At 41.4% G+C, this 16418-nt stretch carries 20 protein-coding genes; 1 reads left to right on the forward strand and 19 read right to left on the reverse strand.

Annotation, left to right across the window (positions count from 1 at the left end):
• Positions 1 to 276 precede the first annotated feature (276 nt).
• The 19 genes from JZO85_RS14610 to JZO85_RS14700 all read right to left on the reverse strand — a co-directional run bounded on the left by JZO85_RS14610 (position 277) and on the right by JZO85_RS14700 (position 15676).
• Positions 277 to 1107, reverse strand: a complete 831-nt coding sequence (locus tag JZO85_RS14610) for a PHP domain-containing protein (RefSeq protein WP_207109266.1) — start codon at positions 1105 to 1107, stop codon at positions 277 to 279.
• A 34-nt stretch (positions 1108 to 1141) separates the two neighbouring features.
• Positions 1142 to 1894: a phosphonate C-P lyase system protein PhnL gene (locus JZO85_RS14615; protein ID WP_207109267.1), complete on the reverse strand. Its 753-nt coding sequence runs from the start codon at positions 1892 to 1894 to the stop codon at positions 1142 to 1144.
• Positions 1872 to 3053 carry a phosphonate metabolism protein PhnM gene (gene phnM / locus JZO85_RS14620; RefSeq protein WP_207109268.1) on the reverse strand — a complete coding sequence of 394 codons (1182 nt, stop codon included), beginning with the start codon at positions 3051 to 3053 and terminating at the stop codon, positions 1872 to 1874. The genes JZO85_RS14615 and phnM overlap by 23 nt, the downstream gene beginning before the upstream one ends.
• A 15-nt stretch (positions 3054 to 3068) precedes the next feature.
• On the reverse strand, positions 3069 to 3920 hold the full coding sequence (locus JZO85_RS14625) for an ATP-binding cassette domain-containing protein (protein ID WP_242550377.1): 852 nt from the start codon (positions 3918 to 3920) through the stop codon (positions 3069 to 3071).
• On the reverse strand, positions 3917 to 4753 hold the full coding sequence (locus JZO85_RS14630; protein WP_207109269.1) for an alpha-D-ribose 1-methylphosphonate 5-phosphate C-P-lyase PhnJ: 837 nt from the start codon (positions 4751 to 4753) through the stop codon (positions 3917 to 3919). Before JZO85_RS14630 ends, JZO85_RS14625 begins: the two co-directional genes overlap by 4 nt.
• Complete coding sequence (locus JZO85_RS14635) at positions 4753 to 5844, reverse strand: carbon-phosphorus lyase complex subunit PhnI (RefSeq protein WP_207109270.1); 1092 nt, start codon at positions 5842 to 5844, stop codon at positions 4753 to 4755. Before JZO85_RS14635 ends, JZO85_RS14630 begins: the two co-directional genes overlap by 1 nt.
• Positions 5844 to 6410 carry a phosphonate C-P lyase system protein PhnH gene (gene phnH / locus JZO85_RS14640; RefSeq protein WP_207109271.1) on the reverse strand — a complete coding sequence of 189 codons (567 nt, stop codon included), beginning with the start codon at positions 6408 to 6410 and terminating at the stop codon, positions 5844 to 5846. The genes JZO85_RS14635 and phnH overlap by 1 nt, the downstream gene beginning before the upstream one ends.
• Positions 6407 to 6844, reverse strand: a complete 438-nt coding sequence (locus JZO85_RS14645; protein WP_207109272.1) for a phosphonate C-P lyase system protein PhnG — start codon at positions 6842 to 6844, stop codon at positions 6407 to 6409. Before JZO85_RS14645 ends, phnH begins: the two co-directional genes overlap by 4 nt.
• A gap of 35 nt (positions 6845 to 6879) precedes the next feature.
• Positions 6880 to 7704: a PhnE/PtxC family ABC transporter permease gene (locus tag JZO85_RS14650; RefSeq protein ID WP_429958622.1), complete on the reverse strand. Its 825-nt coding sequence runs from the start codon at positions 7702 to 7704 to the stop codon at positions 6880 to 6882.
• A gap of 62 nt (positions 7705 to 7766) precedes the next feature.
• Positions 7767 to 8561, reverse strand: a complete 795-nt coding sequence (phnE, locus tag JZO85_RS14655; RefSeq protein ID WP_207109274.1) for a phosphonate ABC transporter, permease protein PhnE — start codon at positions 8559 to 8561, stop codon at positions 7767 to 7769.
• A gap of 8 nt (positions 8562 to 8569) precedes the next feature.
• Complete coding sequence (gene phnC, locus JZO85_RS14660; RefSeq protein ID WP_207109275.1) at positions 8570 to 9322, reverse strand: phosphonate ABC transporter ATP-binding protein; 753 nt, start codon at positions 9320 to 9322, stop codon at positions 8570 to 8572.
• Positions 9323 to 9341: 19 nt separating this feature from the next.
• Positions 9342 to 10370, reverse strand: a complete 1029-nt coding sequence (gene phnD / locus JZO85_RS14665) for a phosphate/phosphite/phosphonate ABC transporter substrate-binding protein (RefSeq protein WP_242550378.1) — start codon at positions 10368 to 10370, stop codon at positions 9342 to 9344.
• Between the two features lie 448 nt (positions 10371 to 10818).
• Complete coding sequence (locus JZO85_RS14670) at positions 10819 to 11820, reverse strand: SIS domain-containing protein (protein WP_207109276.1); 1002 nt, start codon at positions 11818 to 11820, stop codon at positions 10819 to 10821.
• Between the two features lie 16 nt (positions 11821 to 11836).
• On the reverse strand, positions 11837 to 12646 hold the full coding sequence (locus tag JZO85_RS14675; protein ID WP_207109277.1) for a PTS system mannose/fructose/sorbose family transporter subunit IID: 810 nt from the start codon (positions 12644 to 12646) through the stop codon (positions 11837 to 11839).
• Complete coding sequence (locus JZO85_RS14680; RefSeq protein ID WP_207109278.1) at positions 12636 to 13418, reverse strand: PTS mannose/fructose/sorbose/N-acetylgalactosamine transporter subunit IIC; 783 nt, start codon at positions 13416 to 13418, stop codon at positions 12636 to 12638. Before JZO85_RS14680 ends, JZO85_RS14675 begins: the two co-directional genes overlap by 11 nt.
• An 18-nt stretch (positions 13419 to 13436) precedes the next feature.
• Positions 13437 to 13910: a PTS sugar transporter subunit IIB gene (locus JZO85_RS14685; RefSeq protein ID WP_207109279.1), complete on the reverse strand. Its 474-nt coding sequence runs from the start codon at positions 13908 to 13910 to the stop codon at positions 13437 to 13439.
• A 20-nt stretch (positions 13911 to 13930) separates the two neighbouring features.
• A complete protein-coding gene (locus JZO85_RS14690) occupies positions 13931 to 14353 on the reverse strand; it encodes a PTS sugar transporter subunit IIA (protein ID WP_207109280.1) in 423 nt (140 codons plus the stop codon).
• A gap of 126 nt (positions 14354 to 14479) precedes the next feature.
• Positions 14480 to 15196, reverse strand: coding sequence for a GntR family transcriptional regulator (locus tag JZO85_RS14695; RefSeq protein ID WP_207109281.1), 717 nt, complete (start codon positions 15194 to 15196; stop codon positions 14480 to 14482).
• A gap of 12 nt (positions 15197 to 15208) precedes the next feature.
• The gene (locus tag JZO85_RS14700) at positions 15209 to 15676 is read right to left on the reverse strand and encodes a hypothetical protein (protein WP_207109282.1); all 468 of its coding nucleotides are present in this window, start codon (positions 15674 to 15676) and stop codon (positions 15209 to 15211) included.
• A 166-nt stretch (positions 15677 to 15842) separates the two neighbouring features.
• On the opposite strand from JZO85_RS14700, the gene JZO85_RS14705 reads away from it, so the two are divergent.
• On the forward strand, positions 15843 to 16034 hold the full coding sequence (locus tag JZO85_RS14705; RefSeq protein WP_207109283.1) for a hypothetical protein: 192 nt from the start codon (positions 15843 to 15845) through the stop codon (positions 16032 to 16034).
• The last annotated feature ends 384 nt before the right edge of the window (positions 16035 to 16418 follow it).

A 16418-nucleotide genomic window follows, 5' to 3' on the forward strand; every position in this document is an offset into this window, starting at 1 on the left:
TACCTTTATCTATTTCATTTTATAATATACATCTATAATAAATACAACAGAATAAAGAAAATAACGTTATTTATTTTCTGTGTATATAAGATTTTCCGCATTTTTTATTTATTTTCATTTTAATTACGACCATCCATGTACTTTCAGGCAATTACAACATATGACAATAAGTTAGATGACTATCGTTTTCTTCCTAGCAAAATGGAAAGTTTTTCACCACAAAAAGCCCTCAAGAGAAGGTTCCATCCACTCTTGAGGGCTGCTCAAATCATTTAATTAATTCACATAGCTGCTTAGACGCAACACTTCAGGAAACTCTTGAGTATTGTCGATCTGGCAATCGCCAAAAAAGTCAGGACCGTATGCCCCATGAAAGTCGGAACCTCCAAAGCATTTCAACTGATATTTATCCAGCAGCTGCTGAACTCTTCGCTGATCCTTCAAGTTATGATCCGGATGATATTTCTCGATCCCATCCAAACCGAAGGAAACCAGCTCCTCAATCAGATCGTAGCTGTCTAGTTGACCTGGATGAGCGACCACTGCCAATCCTCCACCTAATTTGACTGCTTCGATTGCTTTAAAAACATCGATGTACTCGATATCCATTTCCGCTACACCATTATTTTTAAACAAGGCTTGATACAATGGCCCATAGATAGTGGTTTCATACCCCTTATCTATCAGTACAGCCATCACATGCTGCTTATAAACGGCCGTTGCGTTCTGCGCCTTTTTAATGACTTCCTCCAATTCGATTTCATAGCCGACCGATTGGATTTTTTTTACCTGCTTAAGCGTATTGGCTGTTCGCCGTTCCAGTAAAGGTGTACAGAGTTCTTCAATATACACGGGATCTTGAACAGCATAGCCTAAAATGTGGACTTTCCGATTTCTTTTGAAGTCAAAGGCACTGATTTCTATTCCCTCAATGTAATTGACAGGTGCTTGAGAAAAAACTTCCTTCAGCTCGGATATGCCTGCAAACGTATCATGATCCACCACAGCGATATCAGAGATTTTATTTTTAACAGCCAATGAGACAAGCTCTCCAGGTGTCAATGTGCCGTCTGAATAGCAGCTATGTACATGAAGATCAGCTTTCATACTTCCTCCTTCTTACTCCTAAAATTATAGTGGGCTAAATAAATGAGCCTTCTTGTATATTGAACTCCTGATCGCATAAGCCTTCCATAAATTCTAAATCATGGAAAATGCCTATCATCGTCGTCCCCGAGCACTTCAGCTGCTCAATCAGCTCACGAACCTTTTCTTTCGAATGCTGGTCCAGAGAAGCTGTTGGTTCATCAAGCAAAAGCAGGTTAGGGCGTTTGACCATCGCCTTAGCAATATTCAGGCGCAGCTTTTCTCCGCCAGAAAACGTATTGGGAAAAAGCGGCCACAGCTCTTCCTTGATTTCAAAATGAGTCAAAATTTTCTTTGTTTCCATATGGGCTTCGGCTTCCGTATCAGTTGCTTCTAAAGCGGCACGGTAGACGATATCGTATGCGGTTATCCTCGGCAAGGTCTGTAGAAATTGGGAAACATAACCGATCTCATATTGCCGGATCTGACAGATTTTTCGTTCATCTAATTGAGCCAGATCGACTGTCCCAAAAAGGGCAGATTGATAAAGAATCTGGCCTTCTTGAGGGAGATTCGTGCGGTAGATACAACGTAAGATTGTGGATTTTCCGCTCCCGCTTTTTCCGGTTATTCCGACAAAATGTCCTTTTTCCACCGCAAAGCTGATATCCTGACAGCCGGAGACTCGCTTGCCTACGCTGTGTAAAACAAAGCCCTTCGAAACACCCTGCAATTGAATAAGCGGGACTGGTACTGTTGTTGTTCCAGCTAAACGATCCTCTGTTCTAGATTCTGTAAGTTGTTTCATTCACTAAAACTCCCTTTACAAAAGTATGTGTGACAACAGGCACTTGATTTCCGGCATAATCAACGATCAGCAGGTCGGCCATTTTTCCCACGGCGATGCTGCCTACTTCATGATCGATCCCCACCGCCTTTGCAGGATTTTGAGTGACCAGCTTCACTGCTTCCGACAGCTCCAGAATCCCTTCTCTCCATAAAGTAAAGACTGCATGAAGCATCGCTGCTGGATAATAATCGCTGCATAGGATATCAATGAGATTTTCCTGTACCGCTTCCTTTACTGAAAGGTTTCCGGCATGTGATTTTCCTAGAAGAACATTTGGGGCACCTCCCACAGTTGCCAGCCCTCTCGCCTTCGCTTCGGCAGCAATCTCCAAGGTGATAGGAAATTCAGAAATCGAGCTGTGTAATTGTTCAACGATATCCAGCTTTTCTACCGTATCATCATCGTGTGAGGCAACGGGGATATCGTTTTTACTTGCCAGCTCGGCCAGCTCAGTCAAATCCTCTAAGGTCAGTTTTTCCGCGGTCATCGCATTGGCTAAGATGCGATTGGTCTTCTGAGTATCTCCCCCATGGTATCCTGCAAGGATCAGGCGGTAGGTTTCCAAATCGCGGTATTGCCCTTGCCCAGGCGTATGATCCATGAGCGAGAAGAGTTGAATCTTCCCTGTACGCAGCAGTGATTTAACCAGCTCCAGCTGTGAAAAGTTATCGATCTCATAGCGCAGATGCATGCGATGATGAATCAAATGGGCCTTATAATTGCTTTCATTGATTAAATCCAGCAGCTTGACCACGTTTTCGCTGTTGCGGATCGGGTTTTCCTTAAAGACGGTTTTTCCGCTTAAGCTTAATGAATGGAACATCGTCGTGATCCCATGAGTCAATAGCTCTCTTTCCGCTTCATACAGGGCCAGCTCAAAATCAATCAGTGACGTTGGTCTTGGCGCTGCGATTTTTTCGATATAGTCAGAATGAAGATCAATGAAGCCTGGCATGATCCAGCCGCCTTTGGCATCGATGACGATCAGGTTGCAGTCCTTTTGAGGTAATGCGGTATTTTTTCTGATGTCGACGATCCGTTCATTTTCGATTAGGATCGAGTGCTGCTCGACTACTCCCGCCTGGGTGACGATTTTGCCGTTTGTAATTACATACATCGCGATGCTCCTTTTTTAAAGTAATGAATAAACGAGTTGCTGTGTGTAGGGATGCTGCGGATCTTCAAGAATCTGATCCGTTATCCCGCCTTCTATCACTTCGCCGCCGAGCAGCACGTAGGTTCGTTGAGCAAGCATTCGGATCACCCCTAGGTCATGAGAGACAACCAGCATACTCACCTGGTATTCCTGTTGGATTTTTTTGATGATATCCAATACCACGGCTTGTACCGATAGATCCAATCCGGTCGTCACTTCATCGAGAAAGAGGATCGGCGGGTTGGTCGAGAGGGCCTTCGCAATCTGGACTCGCTGCTGCATTCCGCCAGAAAAGGCTTTTGGCGGCTCCTTCATTCGAAATTGGGGAATATTGACTTCTTCTAATAAATTGCCGCCAATCGTCTGCATATCCGATACATTCCGATTTCCGCTTGCGATCATTTTTTCCGCCACATTGGCGATGGCGGAGAAATCCATTTTTAAGCCTAGGTAGGGATTCTGATAGACCATCCCGAAGAGCTCGTTTCTTAATTGCCGCTGCGCCTGCGAAGAGAGTGCGTAAATATTGTCGATCGGCGGTTCATTGATAGAGACCGTCCCTGAAGTCGGCTCCTCGTCAAAATATAGACACCTCATCAGAGTTGATTTTCCAGATCCAGACTCTCCGACAATCCCGACGATCTCTCCCTTGTATAAATCAATGGAGATATCTTGGCAGGCATAGACCGTTCCACAGGCAGGACAATAATTTTTTTCCAGCTTTCTGGTCGAGGCATCCTGACATCTCGAACAGCCTTCTCCGTACTGCTTATTCAGGTGTTCAATTGATAAAATCGGCTGTTCTTGCTCAAATTCGGCACTCATCATCGTAGTTGGTTTCTCCTCTCAGTACACAGGCTGGTATCGTTGCATTGATGAACAACCTGATGATTTTCATCAAATAATTCATCCATAAAGACGCCTTTTGCTCCACACAAATGGCAGCTGACTTCAGAAAAATCTTCGATCGCAAAGGGGCGATCCTCAAAATCAATCGATTTTACTTTTGTATAGGGCGGCACCGCGAAGATTTTCTTTTCCCGTCCGGCTCCTAATAGAATCAGTCCGTCATTTTCCAGCATTTTGGGATTATCAAAGCGTGGAATCGGCGACGGCGTCATCAAATAGCGATCATTTACAATCACTGGATGCTCTGCTCCTGTTGTCGTGACACCATAGCGCATGATCTGATCAAACAGCATCAGCCAGGCTCCCGTGTATTCTTTATCCGCATGTAATCGCTTCGTGATATACTCGCTGGGCTCATAGGATCGCAGCGGTTCACAAACTGGAACCTGAAGAACGAGAATCTGTCCTTTTTTTAATTTCTTCTCAGGTATTCGATGGCGTGACTGAATGAGAGAGGCCGCTTCTGTATCTGAAGTTAATCCGATTCCTGTTGTTTTTTGGATCAGCTTTTTGATATTGACGGCATTGACACTTTCATCACTGCCTTGGTCGATCACCTTTAAAACATCCGATTTTCCTACTAATGACAGCGTTACCTGTAGGCCGCCGGTTCCCCAGCCGCGTCCGATTGGCATTTCCCTTGAACCAAAGGGCACCTGATACCCTGGAATCGCAATCCCTTTTAAGATTGCTCGGCGAATTTCACGCTTTGAGCCCTCATCAAAGAAAGCAAAATTATACGTTTGTTCCATTACTCTTCACCTCGCTCTTGCGTCTTGCGGATACTGTCCAATTTGGATTGGAAGGTGACGTAATGAGGAAGCTTCAGATGGGACAAGAAGCCGGTTGATTCAATGCTGTCGATATGATACAGAACGAATTCTTCATCTCCGGTCGGCAGTTCCTTATTTCCTTCTTCTAAGCTATAGTCCAAGATTCCCATCGAGATGGCCTTCGTTTCATTTCGTCCATAGACAAAGCCGTAGCCGATCTCGATCTCCATTTTCTCTTTGCCATTTTTTTTGATGGTTTTAGGAATGTACATTTCTGCTTCTGTCATTTCAATCTTCCCTAGATAATAGGCAGCTTCTGATTGCTGTTCCTCTGTATAGTAAACAGGGACAGTCCCGACACGTAGCTCGCCAACTGTTGGATGCGCATCGCCGTAGCCGCGAATGATCGAATAGGCGAAGGCCATTAATGATTGCGCCATTCCTCGACTGAGAATCTGCAGCCGTTCACTGCGTTTGGTAGGAAATTCCAATACTTTTTTTGTCATATCCTCTGGTTCGGTGTTATTTTCGGGCAGCCGATTCAGTATTCCTTGATCCTGCAAATAGGCAGAGACCTTCTCATACTTACCGATTTCCGCAGTCTTCATTTCCGTTTCCTGTGGGCGAAACTCAGCAAGCAGCTGTTTTACCTGCTCTCTATGTTCATCTTCATCGGAAAAATCAATCAAGCGATGCATGTAATCATAGGTGGCCCCCAGCATTTGGCCCCCTGGGATATCCTTAAAGGCTGCCGAAATTCTTCTTTGGACCTGCATTTCATTGGAGGTATCGATGATCTCCGAATAACCCATACGTTCTAAGGTAGAACGATAGGCACGAAGCAGAAAGACTGCCTCTTCGACGGACCCCTCCGCTTGCCAAAGCGCTCGCGCCGCCAAATTCGGTGCATAAAGGGAAGCTTCACTCATGACCTGATCCACTAGCAGCTTCATATTTGCTTCAATAGCAGAAATCTTTAGCTGATCGCCCTGCTCGATTTTTCGGTATTCAAGAAGCTTGAGACTGGCTTCAATAGCCTCTTGTCCTCCCTTGACTGCGACATAGGTCATTATGCTACCTCCTTGATCAACGTTGTTCTAGGAATACAGAGGATTTCTAACTGTTCATCAACAATGATTAAATCCACCCCTAAAGGATATTCCTGATTCAACTGTTCTCTAATCATGAATATATCTACTAATTGTTTAGGAAAATCAACGCTTTTTCTCTCTTTGATCCCAGGTCCCTCAAGCTGATAATGTACACTTGCCTCAGACAATGATTCTAATTCAACAATGATCGTCGCGGATTTTTGCGGGTCGATCAAATCACCGATCTTGGCTTGCTGTAATGCAGTCAGCTGCTCAGCCGTGACCTTTTTCCCAACAAAAATGAAATCTGCTTCCGTAATCTTCACTGGAAAGCTTCGAAATTCTTGCTGAAGGTAGTTTTCCTGTTCTGCTTCCATACCTAAAACGGAGAAGCTCACCTCCTGATCCAACAGAGTCGCTGCTATCAGAAAAGCACCTTGACTGATTGGCCCATTAAAAGAATGGCCCTCCAGCCTGCCACGTTCACCAACGTAGGAATTTAGCTGGACTAGGGTGCGAAATACTTGCTGTGTCTCATGAATCATGACTGCTCCTCCACTTCCATCACTTCAAAGGAAACTTTTGTTTGATTGATCAAATATTGCTGGTAGCCCAGCTCGGCTAAAAGCTGTTTCCTGTGCTCTAAAATCTGATTGTCCCACGCATTTTTTTCAGCTGCTGGAAGCTGCTCGTAAGCGGCATCGATAATCGCTAAATTCAAGGCCTTTTGATAATGCTCGCCACATATGAGTCCCAGACCGCTCTTGTCCTGAATCACTACTCTGGCTCTAGTTACTAAGGTCTCGCCACCATAAAACAGTGAATTTTGCGCAGACTCTCTAATTTTATTCATGATTAGCATCAAGCGAGGCTCTTCACGAACTTCGACATTGAATAATTTTCTTGCCTGGGCGGCGAGTTCTGCAGCCAAGGCTGTCTGATCCTCGACAAGTACCCATGTTCGTTCTTTTCGATTCATTGGTTATCCTTTCTCTGCTCCGCTCATTTTTATCGTTAATTTTTTACAATATAATTGGACCGCAACTTCATGGAGATCAGCTCTAATACGGCGGCAACCAATAGGATCATGTACACCATGACACCAATCTCATGTAGATCGAAGTAAAAGCCGCTGGCCATAGCCAGTTGAAAGCCTAGTCCGCCAGCTCCGGCTGCGGCTCCTACAGCGATCGCATTCGTAAAATTGATCTCAAAACGAATGAATGTCCATGAAAGAATTGCTGTGATACATGAGGGCAAAACAACTTGAAAAACGATCTGCCACCAGGTCGCTCCACTTGCTTTTAGGGCCTCAATCGTTCCATAGTCCATCTCCTCGATGCTTTCAGAATAAACCTTCGTTAAATAAGCAACGCTGTGGAAAAGCATCCCTATTACCGCCGCATTCGAACCAAGTCCGATAATAATCGAGAAGATCATTACCCATAGGATCGTTGGAACAGCTCGGACAAAGGACATCACAACACGAATCCCTGTCGAAAGTCTTTTCGAGGATAAATTGCACGCCGCTAGCAGACTGAAGAAAAAGGCGACGAGGGCTCCTAACAACGTAGTGACTACAGAAAGTCCAATCGTAACACCCAACGCTTCAATCAAGGTCTTCAACGAAAAGCGGCCAGATAGATGCGGCTGCAGGAAAATCCGTTGAATATCCGAAAAAAATTGGCTGATTGCTTCAAGCAAAACCACATCGCCATAATCCATTGTAGAAAAGGTCAGTAAGGAGACTGCTAGGAGTGAAAACAGCAGGCCCCAAAGAATCAAGCGATTTTTCTTCCATAATCGAATTCTTATTTTCCTCCTTCTGCCATGGATCATGTGAATACTGTCAGCTAAAGCAGGTGATAGCGGATATACTGCTTCTTCTTGAGGTGTTTCCATCAGATAATGCTCCTCCTAATCTTGTTTGAGAATAATTCAAGTCCGATGACTACAATAACGATCGTCAATATGATCATTCCGGTGATATCGTATTGAAATTTTTTGTAATAGAGGTCAAAAAGGAAGCCAATGCCCGTTCCAGTCAAGATCCCTACCAAAGTAGCATCTCGAATATTATTTTCAATCAGAAAAAGAACCCAGCTAATCAGCTGACTGCCGACCATCGGCAATACGCCTTGAAAGATCACTTGAAAATAAGAAGCGCCGGTTGCTGTCAACGCTTCAATCGTACTGCCGGCTATTTCATCGATCGTTTCCATAAAGGCTCGTGTCAAATAGCCGAACGTTGCAAAAAAGATCGCTAAGTAACCGGTAAATTCACTTTGCTTAAAGCTGAGTAATAAAATCATCGCCCAAACAACGATCGGCATATTTCGAAAGAAGCTTGCCAGCACATGTGCGAATCCCTTTACTAACGGGTGGATTCCCGTTTCTCTAGAGCCAAAAATCGCCATGAACAGGGCAAAGATAGCAGCCGTGGTCGTTGCTGTGACCGACATGAGCATCGTCTGCCATAATTTAGTAAGGATCATTGGCAAATACTCTAATGAGGCTTCCGTCGGTACAAAATTAATGAACAGCCACCCAAACCCTGCGGGAATCGAAGGCAGCGAGGCCAACAGATCAAAATTAGTCCCCACTGCTGAAAATGTGTAAAGGCCAAGGAGGAAAACCAATAGACAGACCATCATTTTTCTTCTTTGAGTAAAAATATCTTTTTGTCCTTTTTCCATCATTGTCCTCACACCAATAATTCTTTCGATAAATAGATTTCATTAATCATCTCTGAATCTAAGTTCCGCGGCAGATCGTCAAAGACAATCCGTCCATCGGTAACCCCGATGATTCGATCCGAATAGCTGATGGCAACCTCGACCTGATGAAGATTGACCAAGCAGGTGATCCCCATCTCTGCGGTTACCTTTTTGAGATAATCCATGACTACCTTTGATGATTTCGGATCAAGGGAAGCAATTGGTTCATCACACAAGATCAGCTCTGGCTCTTGCATCAACGCTCTGGCGATCCCGACCCGCTGCTTTTGACCCCCGCTCAGCTCATCACAACGAGTGTAGGCAAATTCATCCAGACCAACTCGCTTGAGCAGACTAAAGGCCTTTTTCTTTTCCGCTTCCGTATAATGCCCCAGTGAGCCACTAAGGCTTGACTTATAGCCAAGCCTTCCGTGGAGTACATTCTCAACTGCCGTCAATCGGCTGACTAGATTATAATGCTGAAAAATCATCCCAATTTTGCAGCGATTTTGGCGCAGCTTTTTTTTATTGCTTTTCATCAAATCGGTACCATTAAAAAGCACTTCTCCCTTGTCAGGGGAGACTAGCTGATTGATACTTCGCAGCAGTGTGGATTTCCCGGCACCGGAAGGACCGATCACAGAAACAAACTCGCCTTTGCTGATCGAAAAGCTTACATCCTTCAACGCTTGTTTTCCATTGCTGTAAGTTTTAGATATATCCTTAATTGCTAAAAGCATCTCTTTGCCTTCCTCCTGTTTACTTGGACAGCTCTCTGATCGGATCATAAAACTTATCATCTACTTCCAAGAAGCGTTCATCCCCTTCTTTGACAAACAATGCCGCTTGCTCTGCATCCTCAGGAGCAAAGATCTCTTCATTATCTGAAACCTCTTTTGATGTCAGCACTTCGATGACCTTATCGATCTCTTTTTGACTCATTACTTTTGTATTTGCCACGATTGGTGCATTTAAGACCGGAGTCGATTGAATGATCCGAGCTTTTTCACCTCGCACCGTATCAAAGGGAGCCTCTGCGTCGTCCTTCACCTGATACAGCATTCCTGCTTTGTTTTCTTCGCCGTCAGCTACTTTGAAATATTGCGGTAGATTCATGAAGGCTGCTGCGTCCGCATCTCCCTTCAGCAGGTTGACTGCTGAGCCCTGATGAGATCCGCCAAATAATACTTTGTCGAAGAACTTTCCTTCATTGATAAGTTCATCTGAATTTTCCAAATCAAACTCTTTTACGATCGCATTGCTTGGGACCTTGAAGCCTGATGTTGAACTGTTTGAAACAAATGAGAAGGTTCTGCCCTTGATTGGATCGATCGTATAGCCGTCTCCTGTTTCATATTCCTTCTCGTTCTCTTCTTTTACAGCGATGAAGCTGTAATAAAGCGCATCTTCCAAAGTACCGCTTGCTCCTGAGTTCGTTAGAATCGCTTTGACATCTGGATTTTTTTTGTTAGCCTGAATGTACCCTTCTGCACCCATCAATGCCAAATCCGCTTGCCCATTCGAAATCGACTCAATCACGATGTTGTAGTCCGTCGTAGTAACAATTTTTACCTTACGCCCTGTTGCCTCAGAAAGAATATCTTTTAAAGCGTCACGCGATTTTTCAAACTCTGCAGCCGATTCACTAGGATAAAAAATAACCTTCATTGGTGTGTCCTTTTTTTGTTCCGCTGTTGCACCATCATCTTTGCCGCACCCAGCTAATCCTGTTACAGCTAAAGCAGCTACCATTGCTAAAATCATCTTTGAAAAAATTTTCTTCATCATCACAGCTCCTTAATTTTCTTTGGTACAAATAAAGTATAAGCAAGCATTGTGAAGGTCCAATATGATTCAAATTTTATTTTTGTAAACAATGTAAAGCCTGTGTAAACGCAAATAAAACAGGCATTCAACAAGAATTGCCCGCTTTTATCAATGAAACCATCTATTTAAATAACCTACATTATAATAACTTCGAATGATTTCGATGAAAATCAGTTGTAAAATTTACATGCCGTTTATGAATAGGCTTTCATTTTTGCTCAATTTTTAGTATTAAGTGATGAACGTTCAATTAGTAGTCCGTCGTTCTCAACACAAGAAAAATGCACGAACCCCTGCTAAGCTTACAATTTGCTATTCTTATAAAACAAAAATCCGAGCGATGCTTCGCTCGGAAAAATCTGAGTATTGGGTTTTATTCACCGTTTAGTAGTCTTTGCTTTATCTTCTATTAATAGTCCATTACTCGGTAATAACGTCGTGTCTTTGCGGATTTTCCTGTTTTTTGCTCGTAAATTCGTAATAATAAATCATAGTAATGATTTAACAGCCATGGTTCCACAAATTTAATTAACTCTGATGAGAATCCTCGAAGATCAAAATCCTGCATGTCGATTGTATTTGAGGCTGTGGAATGTTGGTTAATAAAGCTCTTTACGCGTAAGTCTTGGTTGCGTGTTTCACTGGAATTTACGACAACATTTACTTGAAAATCAGCACTTACTAATTCGAAAGGTCCGTGAAAGAACTCCGAGGAGTGGATTCCCTGCGCCTGTATCCATTGAATTTCTTCTAAAATATAGTTACAGAAGCAACAGGCTTCTCCCCACAACCTTCCAGAGGTTACCCACATCTGAAGCCGCTCAGTATCCGAAGCTTGTACTAATCGAACGGCTTTCTCTTCATTTTTCAAAATCTCCTCTGCTACTTTTTCCCCAACTGTTTCAAGTTCTTTCTTATATTGATGTAAAACAGCAGGATCGTCTTCCGTCAGGCATAATAAAAGCCACCCAAAAAGAATCAAATGAATATCGGTATCGACAGAGCTTGTACGATAATCAAGAATGTTCAATTTATCTAATTCTGTATCTTCATCACCGATAAATCCATAAATGGTGGTAGCAGGAAACTTCTTCCTAGTTTCTTGCAGCACCTCCAGCAATTCTTCCGTTGCACCAGTCTTTGTTCCAGCAATAATCAATGTATGCTCATCAATTTGATCAAAATACAGCTCCAATAATTCTTCTGGACTAACAATCAAAAATGGCAGGTTCAGCTTTTCAAAAAGCATTGGTCGTAATCCTACAAACTTCGTATAAGTTCCGCCAGAACCAATCAAAAAAAGCTTGGAGTATTCCTTTTGACTGAGCTTCTCAGCTATTTTTTCAATATCAGCAAATTGTGAGATCACTTGTTGATAATCACTTACAAAATTTTCATTTTTAAAATACATCTATACATTTCCCTTCTTAAACAGATAAAAATCCAAAAATAGCTCCTAAAATACTAAATCCTAAAATGGCCAATAAAATATAGATGACTTTGACATCTTTTTTCAACAGTCTGCAAAACAGGAAGGTCAGCAATACTGGTAATAATGCCGGCATCATTGAATCTAACAGGCTTTGAATCGTTTGTGCATCTTTTCCACTAGTCAATTTTACTGGTATATTAATAATGACCATTGATGCAACCATTCCGCCAATTACTGTATTTCCTAAAATATTGATGGCATACGTGATATTTTCCATCAGTCCGCTAGACATTTTCTCGATAAAGGACACACCTGCTTTATATCCCCAAAAAGTTCCGAAATAGCGAACTAAAACATTCGGTACATTGAAAACTAGTATAAAAAGAATCGGGCCTAAGATACTTCCTTGTTTTGCCAATGATATCCCTATTCCACTTGCGATGATGCGGAGACTCCCCCAAAAAATGGAATCACCAATTCCAGAAATTGGACCCATTAATCCTGCTTTCATAGCATTGATTGAGCTTTCATCAAAAGCAGGATCATTCGCTTTGCGCTCTTCCATAGATGCTGCTACACCAGCAATAAATGGAGAAGTAGCAGAGGTACAATTGAAAAACTCCAGATGTCTTTGCATCGCCTTTTTTTGATCTTCTACATCAGGATATAGCTTCTGAATGACGCCGCTCATTGAATATGAAAACGCCAGACTCATCATACGTTCATAGTTGAAGGAAGCCTCCATCGGCATTGAGCGCCAAAAGATTCCCATTAAATCTTTTTTTGTAATCGTTTTAGAAGTCATCGTATTGCTCCTCTCCGCTACCATTCATTTGTCCCTTATTCTTTTCAATCGTATCTAGAATGATATACATGATCCCAGCAAAAATTGCACCTACGATCGCTGTAGCTATCATGTCTAATTGCAGATAGGCTGAACAAACAAATCCTAAAAAGAAGAATGGTGCGACCTTTTTTGAAAACGTCATATTAATCAGCATCGCGAATCCGACAGCTGGTAAAATATTAGTAGCAATGTTCATCCCGTTGATAAATGCCTGCGGAATCAGTTCTAAAATTTTGTCTACCGTACTGCTTCCAATCACAAAGGCTACTGTTGTGACCGTTGTCATCATGAATATCCTTGTAAATGAAGCAATTAGATGCATATTAGCCGCTTGTTTGATTTTTCCTTGCTCTACTAGCTTATCCGCTTTATGGGTCATGGCAGGAAAAATGATTACGTATAAAATATTTTTAATAGCTAAACCTAAAGCAGCAATCGGCAATACAAGAGTCAGGGCTACATCCACTCCGTATCCATTCTTTAAAACCAATGCTGTCGCTAAGATTCCTCCTATAATTTCGTCTGGCGGTACCGTCGCTCCTACTCCCATCAACCCAAGAAAAGCTAATTCTAAAGTGGCACCCATGATCAATCCTTGTGAGACATCTCCAAACAGTAAACCCACAAATAATCCAGTAACTAATGGCCTGCCGATAAATGATGCCCCAAGAAAATCCTGCATATTGGCAATTAATGCAATGATGAATATACCAACTGTTTGTACAACCATTACCTCATCTCCTTTGCCTTATTTGATAAGTGAACAAAAATCTACATTCGTATCATTTGGCGCTTGTTTAACAAGTACCTCCACGCCCAAATCAATCAGCTCCTTTAACTCATTGATTTCACTTTCAGAAACATAGACAGCTTTTGCGATATTCATCGTCCCTTCCCTTTTTGCTGATAAGCCTAAATTCACTTTATCCACCGCCGAAGTTCCTTTAGCCATTCGATACGCATCATGAACATTTTCCACTACAATAAATACATTGTATTTGTCAGTGACTCCGCTTTTGATTGCTTTAATTGAATCCTCCACACTTTTAAAAATCAGCTTCGTGTCATTTGGTTTTGCTAAGTTTAAAGTTTGTTTTCTAAATGAATCATTTACAACCTCATCATTGGCGATCAAAATGGCATTTGCCGATAAATTTTTAGTCCATGCAAAAGCCACTTGTCCGTGCAATAATCGATAGTCGATCCTTGTCATTTTAATCATCTTCAAATCCTCCTTTTTCACTAGAAATCCTCGTCTGCTTGCACGCTGAGTTCATCCACATCAATTACCTCTAGATCCTTGGATGCATTTACAACAATTTCCTTTAATTGAGCCATCACCTCACTACGTTGTCCTTCGTACGAGAGCATCAACAATTCCAATACCAATGCAAGATTCATTCCAGAAATCAAATAATAATCTTCCCTTTCAAGGATGTATTCGCTAATTATTCTGTTGACACTGCCGCCCTTCAAATCTGTTAAAAATAAAACGGCTTCATTTCCAAATTGAGAGACTAATTCCGTTAACTCATCTACCACGCTTTTTTCATCTTCTATATACGCTGCAATCACATGTAGTTTTTCTTGCCTGCCCATGATGAACTCCGCGGTCTCTTTCATTCCAACTGCTAAGTTCGAATGACTAGCTAAAACGATTTCCATTATTTTCCTCCTGTCTTTACATCTTTGGCTTACAACTAAATAATAGAATGGAAAGCGCTTCAAAACAATAAAAAAAGAGACCAATTATTTAAAATGGTCTCAAATAGGAACCAATTAAGGAACCAATTATCTTTTTGTCTCAATTGCAAGATTTACCTTTTCTGGATCAAAAAAGGATTGTGTGTACTCGACAAGCTCATTCTGATCTGTATAGCCGAGATATTCTATACATACCACATACTCTCCTGAACACGCACCAAGTTTTTCTAATAGTTCGTCATTTTCAACACGTTTCGCAAAAAAACGCTTACTAAATTTTGTAGGTCGTTTGTTTTTGTATTCCATATAATCATACAAAGAAAACTGACTAAAATCGTAGCGATGAGCATCTTTGAATAATCGAAATGGAAAATACGCTCGTTGGATCGAAACGACTTCATTATTGGCTTCTCGAACACGAATCAATTCAAAAAATTCAAAATAGTCATCAAAGATTTCCATCAAATCCGGCAGGTCATAGACTAATTTAAACGATTCAACAAAACTTGAAGAACTCATTCTTTTTACCATGATTCCTTGACTTAAAGACACCGGTGCTTCATCACCGATCTCAAAACGATTAGAAGCAATATCACCCAATAAAAACGTTCCTGAACCCCTTTTTTTGAACAGAACCCCATCTTCTACTAGTGAGGCTATGGCTTTTTTTACTGTCATTCGATTAAAACCAAGCAAACTAGACAGCTCTCGCTCAGTCATGATCTTTTCATTGGGCTTGAAGGAGCCGCTTTGAATAAGCTTGATAATTTCTTCCTTAGCTTCTTGATATAAAAACTTTCCCATTACTTTTTACTCCTACTCCTCAAAAATGTACGTTTCTGGACAAGAAACTTCCTCTTCATATCTGATTATATGGTTGTCTGAATCTAGAAAAAATTGCTTTTCGATCATAATTTGACCATCGCCGATAATCTGTAATACTTCTGCTTCTTCTGATGTGGGCCATGTAAGTGAATACTCTTTTTTTATTTTATCAATCTGGTAGAAGTCATCGATTTTCAATTCTAGATTCGAACTAGTCATTAAATTTCTTTTTATATACATATCAGGAATAAAAGACTTGATTAATGCCATTGGAGTAGCATTATCAGTGAATAGAAATGGCCTTTCTATCACTTCTTCTACTAATGGATTAGCAAAGAGCACCTTATAGAAATTCTTTTTTTCATGAATAATTGGCTCCTGCTGCTCCATTCTATAAGTAAAATGATTCCGTTCTAGGGGTGTTTGATATACTCTTACTTTCTTTCTAATTTTCACCATTGATCACCTGCCAGTACAATTTTTATTTGACAATAGTGTAACATATTGCCTTTTATAATTCTGATCATGCAAAAAAACGCATTCTGCTCTAGGTGATACTGCCTGTTTACTATCTCTTGTATGAACATCCGTATAAGAGTAGACTTGTTTAAAAAGGAGATTCCTCATGAGCTATTTAATTGGCGTGGTCTTTTTATTGCTTAGTATTTGGCAGTTGGTGATGACCAAGCGCTCATTTACACATTTAAAAAAAGGTGGCAACGAAAATACGTCTCCCTTCATTTTGTTAGGATTGTGGTTTAGCTTCATCATTGGTATAAGCTTTCTTTTTGCTGCGGGCTACTGCTTTTTTTATTAAATTGAGACATGTTTATCAGAGGCTTAGGCCTCTTTTTCTATTTGCTTACAATTCTTTTCCTTTCATTTACGCTCTCATGCTATAATTAATTTAATAAGAGGAATAGGCAGAAAACGATCAATCGGACAATTTTGCCACAGGCCCGACATTAGAAATGTAGAATCCGGCTGAATCACAGTCGATAAAAATTTGTATTGATCAAGTATTCGACGATCATTCACTATGAACAAGGAGTAGAACAGATGCAGCAGCTATTAACTTTATTCGATTCGCTATCCAAAACAGGAATTATTCTTTTCATTCTGTTTAGCTTCCTGATAACGCTGGGAATAGTCATATTAATTTTTTCATTTTCGAAAGCAATGAAAAAATAGATCCATTCTT

Source organism: Candidatus Enterococcus murrayae (assembly GCF_017315985.1).
In the GTDB taxonomy this organism is placed as follows: Bacteria; Bacillota; Bacilli; order Lactobacillales; family Enterococcaceae; genus Enterococcus_A; species Enterococcus_A murrayae.

Coding starts and splice junctions, on each gene's coding strand:
- phnD (WP_242550378.1), bottom strand. CDS start 10,370: ATGATGAAGAAAATTTTTTCAAAGATGATTTTAGCAATGGTAGCTGCT.
- JZO85_RS14690 (WP_207109280.1), bottom strand. CDS start 14,353: ATGGAAATCGTTTTAGCTAGTCATTCGAACTTAGCAGTTGGAATGAAA.
- JZO85_RS14645 (WP_207109272.1), bottom strand. CDS start 6,844: ATGAATCGAAAAGAACGAACATGGGTACTTGTCGAGGATCAGACAGCC.
- JZO85_RS14650 (WP_429958622.1), bottom strand. CDS start 7,704: ATGATCCATGGCAGAAGGAGGAAAATAAGAATTCGATTATGGAAGAAA.
- phnC (WP_207109275.1), bottom strand. CDS start 9,322: ATGCTTTTAGCAATTAAGGATATATCTAAAACTTACAGCAATGGAAAA.
- JZO85_RS14610 (WP_207109266.1), bottom strand. CDS start 1,107: ATGAAAGCTGATCTTCATGTACATAGCTGCTATTCAGACGGCACATTG.
- JZO85_RS14630 (WP_207109269.1), bottom strand. CDS start 4,753: ATGGAACAAACGTATAATTTTGCTTTCTTTGATGAGGGCTCAAAGCGT.
- JZO85_RS14675 (WP_207109277.1), bottom strand. CDS start 12,646: ATGACTTCTAAAACGATTACAAAAAAAGATTTAATGGGAATCTTTTGG.
- JZO85_RS14700 (WP_207109282.1), bottom strand. CDS start 15,676: ATGGTGAAAATTAGAAAGAAAGTAAGAGTATATCAAACACCCCTAGAA.
- JZO85_RS14670 (WP_207109276.1), bottom strand. CDS start 11,820: ATGTATTTTAAAAATGAAAATTTTGTAAGTGATTATCAACAAGTGATC.
- JZO85_RS14685 (WP_207109279.1), bottom strand. CDS start 13,910: ATGATTAAAATGACAAGGATCGACTATCGATTATTGCACGGACAAGTG.
- JZO85_RS14680 (WP_207109278.1), bottom strand. CDS start 13,418: ATGGTTGTACAAACAGTTGGTATATTCATCATTGCATTAATTGCCAAT.
- phnM (WP_207109268.1), bottom strand. CDS start 3,053: ATGTATGTAATTACAAACGGCAAAATCGTCACCCAGGCGGGAGTAGTC.
- phnH (WP_207109271.1), bottom strand. CDS start 6,410: ATGATTCATGAGACACAGCAAGTATTTCGCACCCTAGTCCAGCTAAAT.
- JZO85_RS14625 (WP_242550377.1), bottom strand. CDS start 3,920: ATGATGAGTGCCGAATTTGAGCAAGAACAGCCGATTTTATCAATTGAA.
- phnE (WP_207109274.1), bottom strand. CDS start 8,561: ATGGAAAAAGGACAAAAAGATATTTTTACTCAAAGAAGAAAAATGATG.
- JZO85_RS14705 (WP_207109283.1), top strand. CDS start 15,843: ATGAGCTATTTAATTGGCGTGGTCTTTTTATTGCTTAGTATTTGGCAG.
- JZO85_RS14615 (WP_207109267.1), bottom strand. CDS start 1,894: ATGAAACAACTTACAGAATCTAGAACAGAGGATCGTTTAGCTGGAACA.
- JZO85_RS14635 (WP_207109270.1), bottom strand. CDS start 5,844: ATGACCTATGTCGCAGTCAAGGGAGGACAAGAGGCTATTGAAGCCAGT.
- JZO85_RS14695 (WP_207109281.1), bottom strand. CDS start 15,196: ATGGGAAAGTTTTTATATCAAGAAGCTAAGGAAGAAATTATCAAGCTT.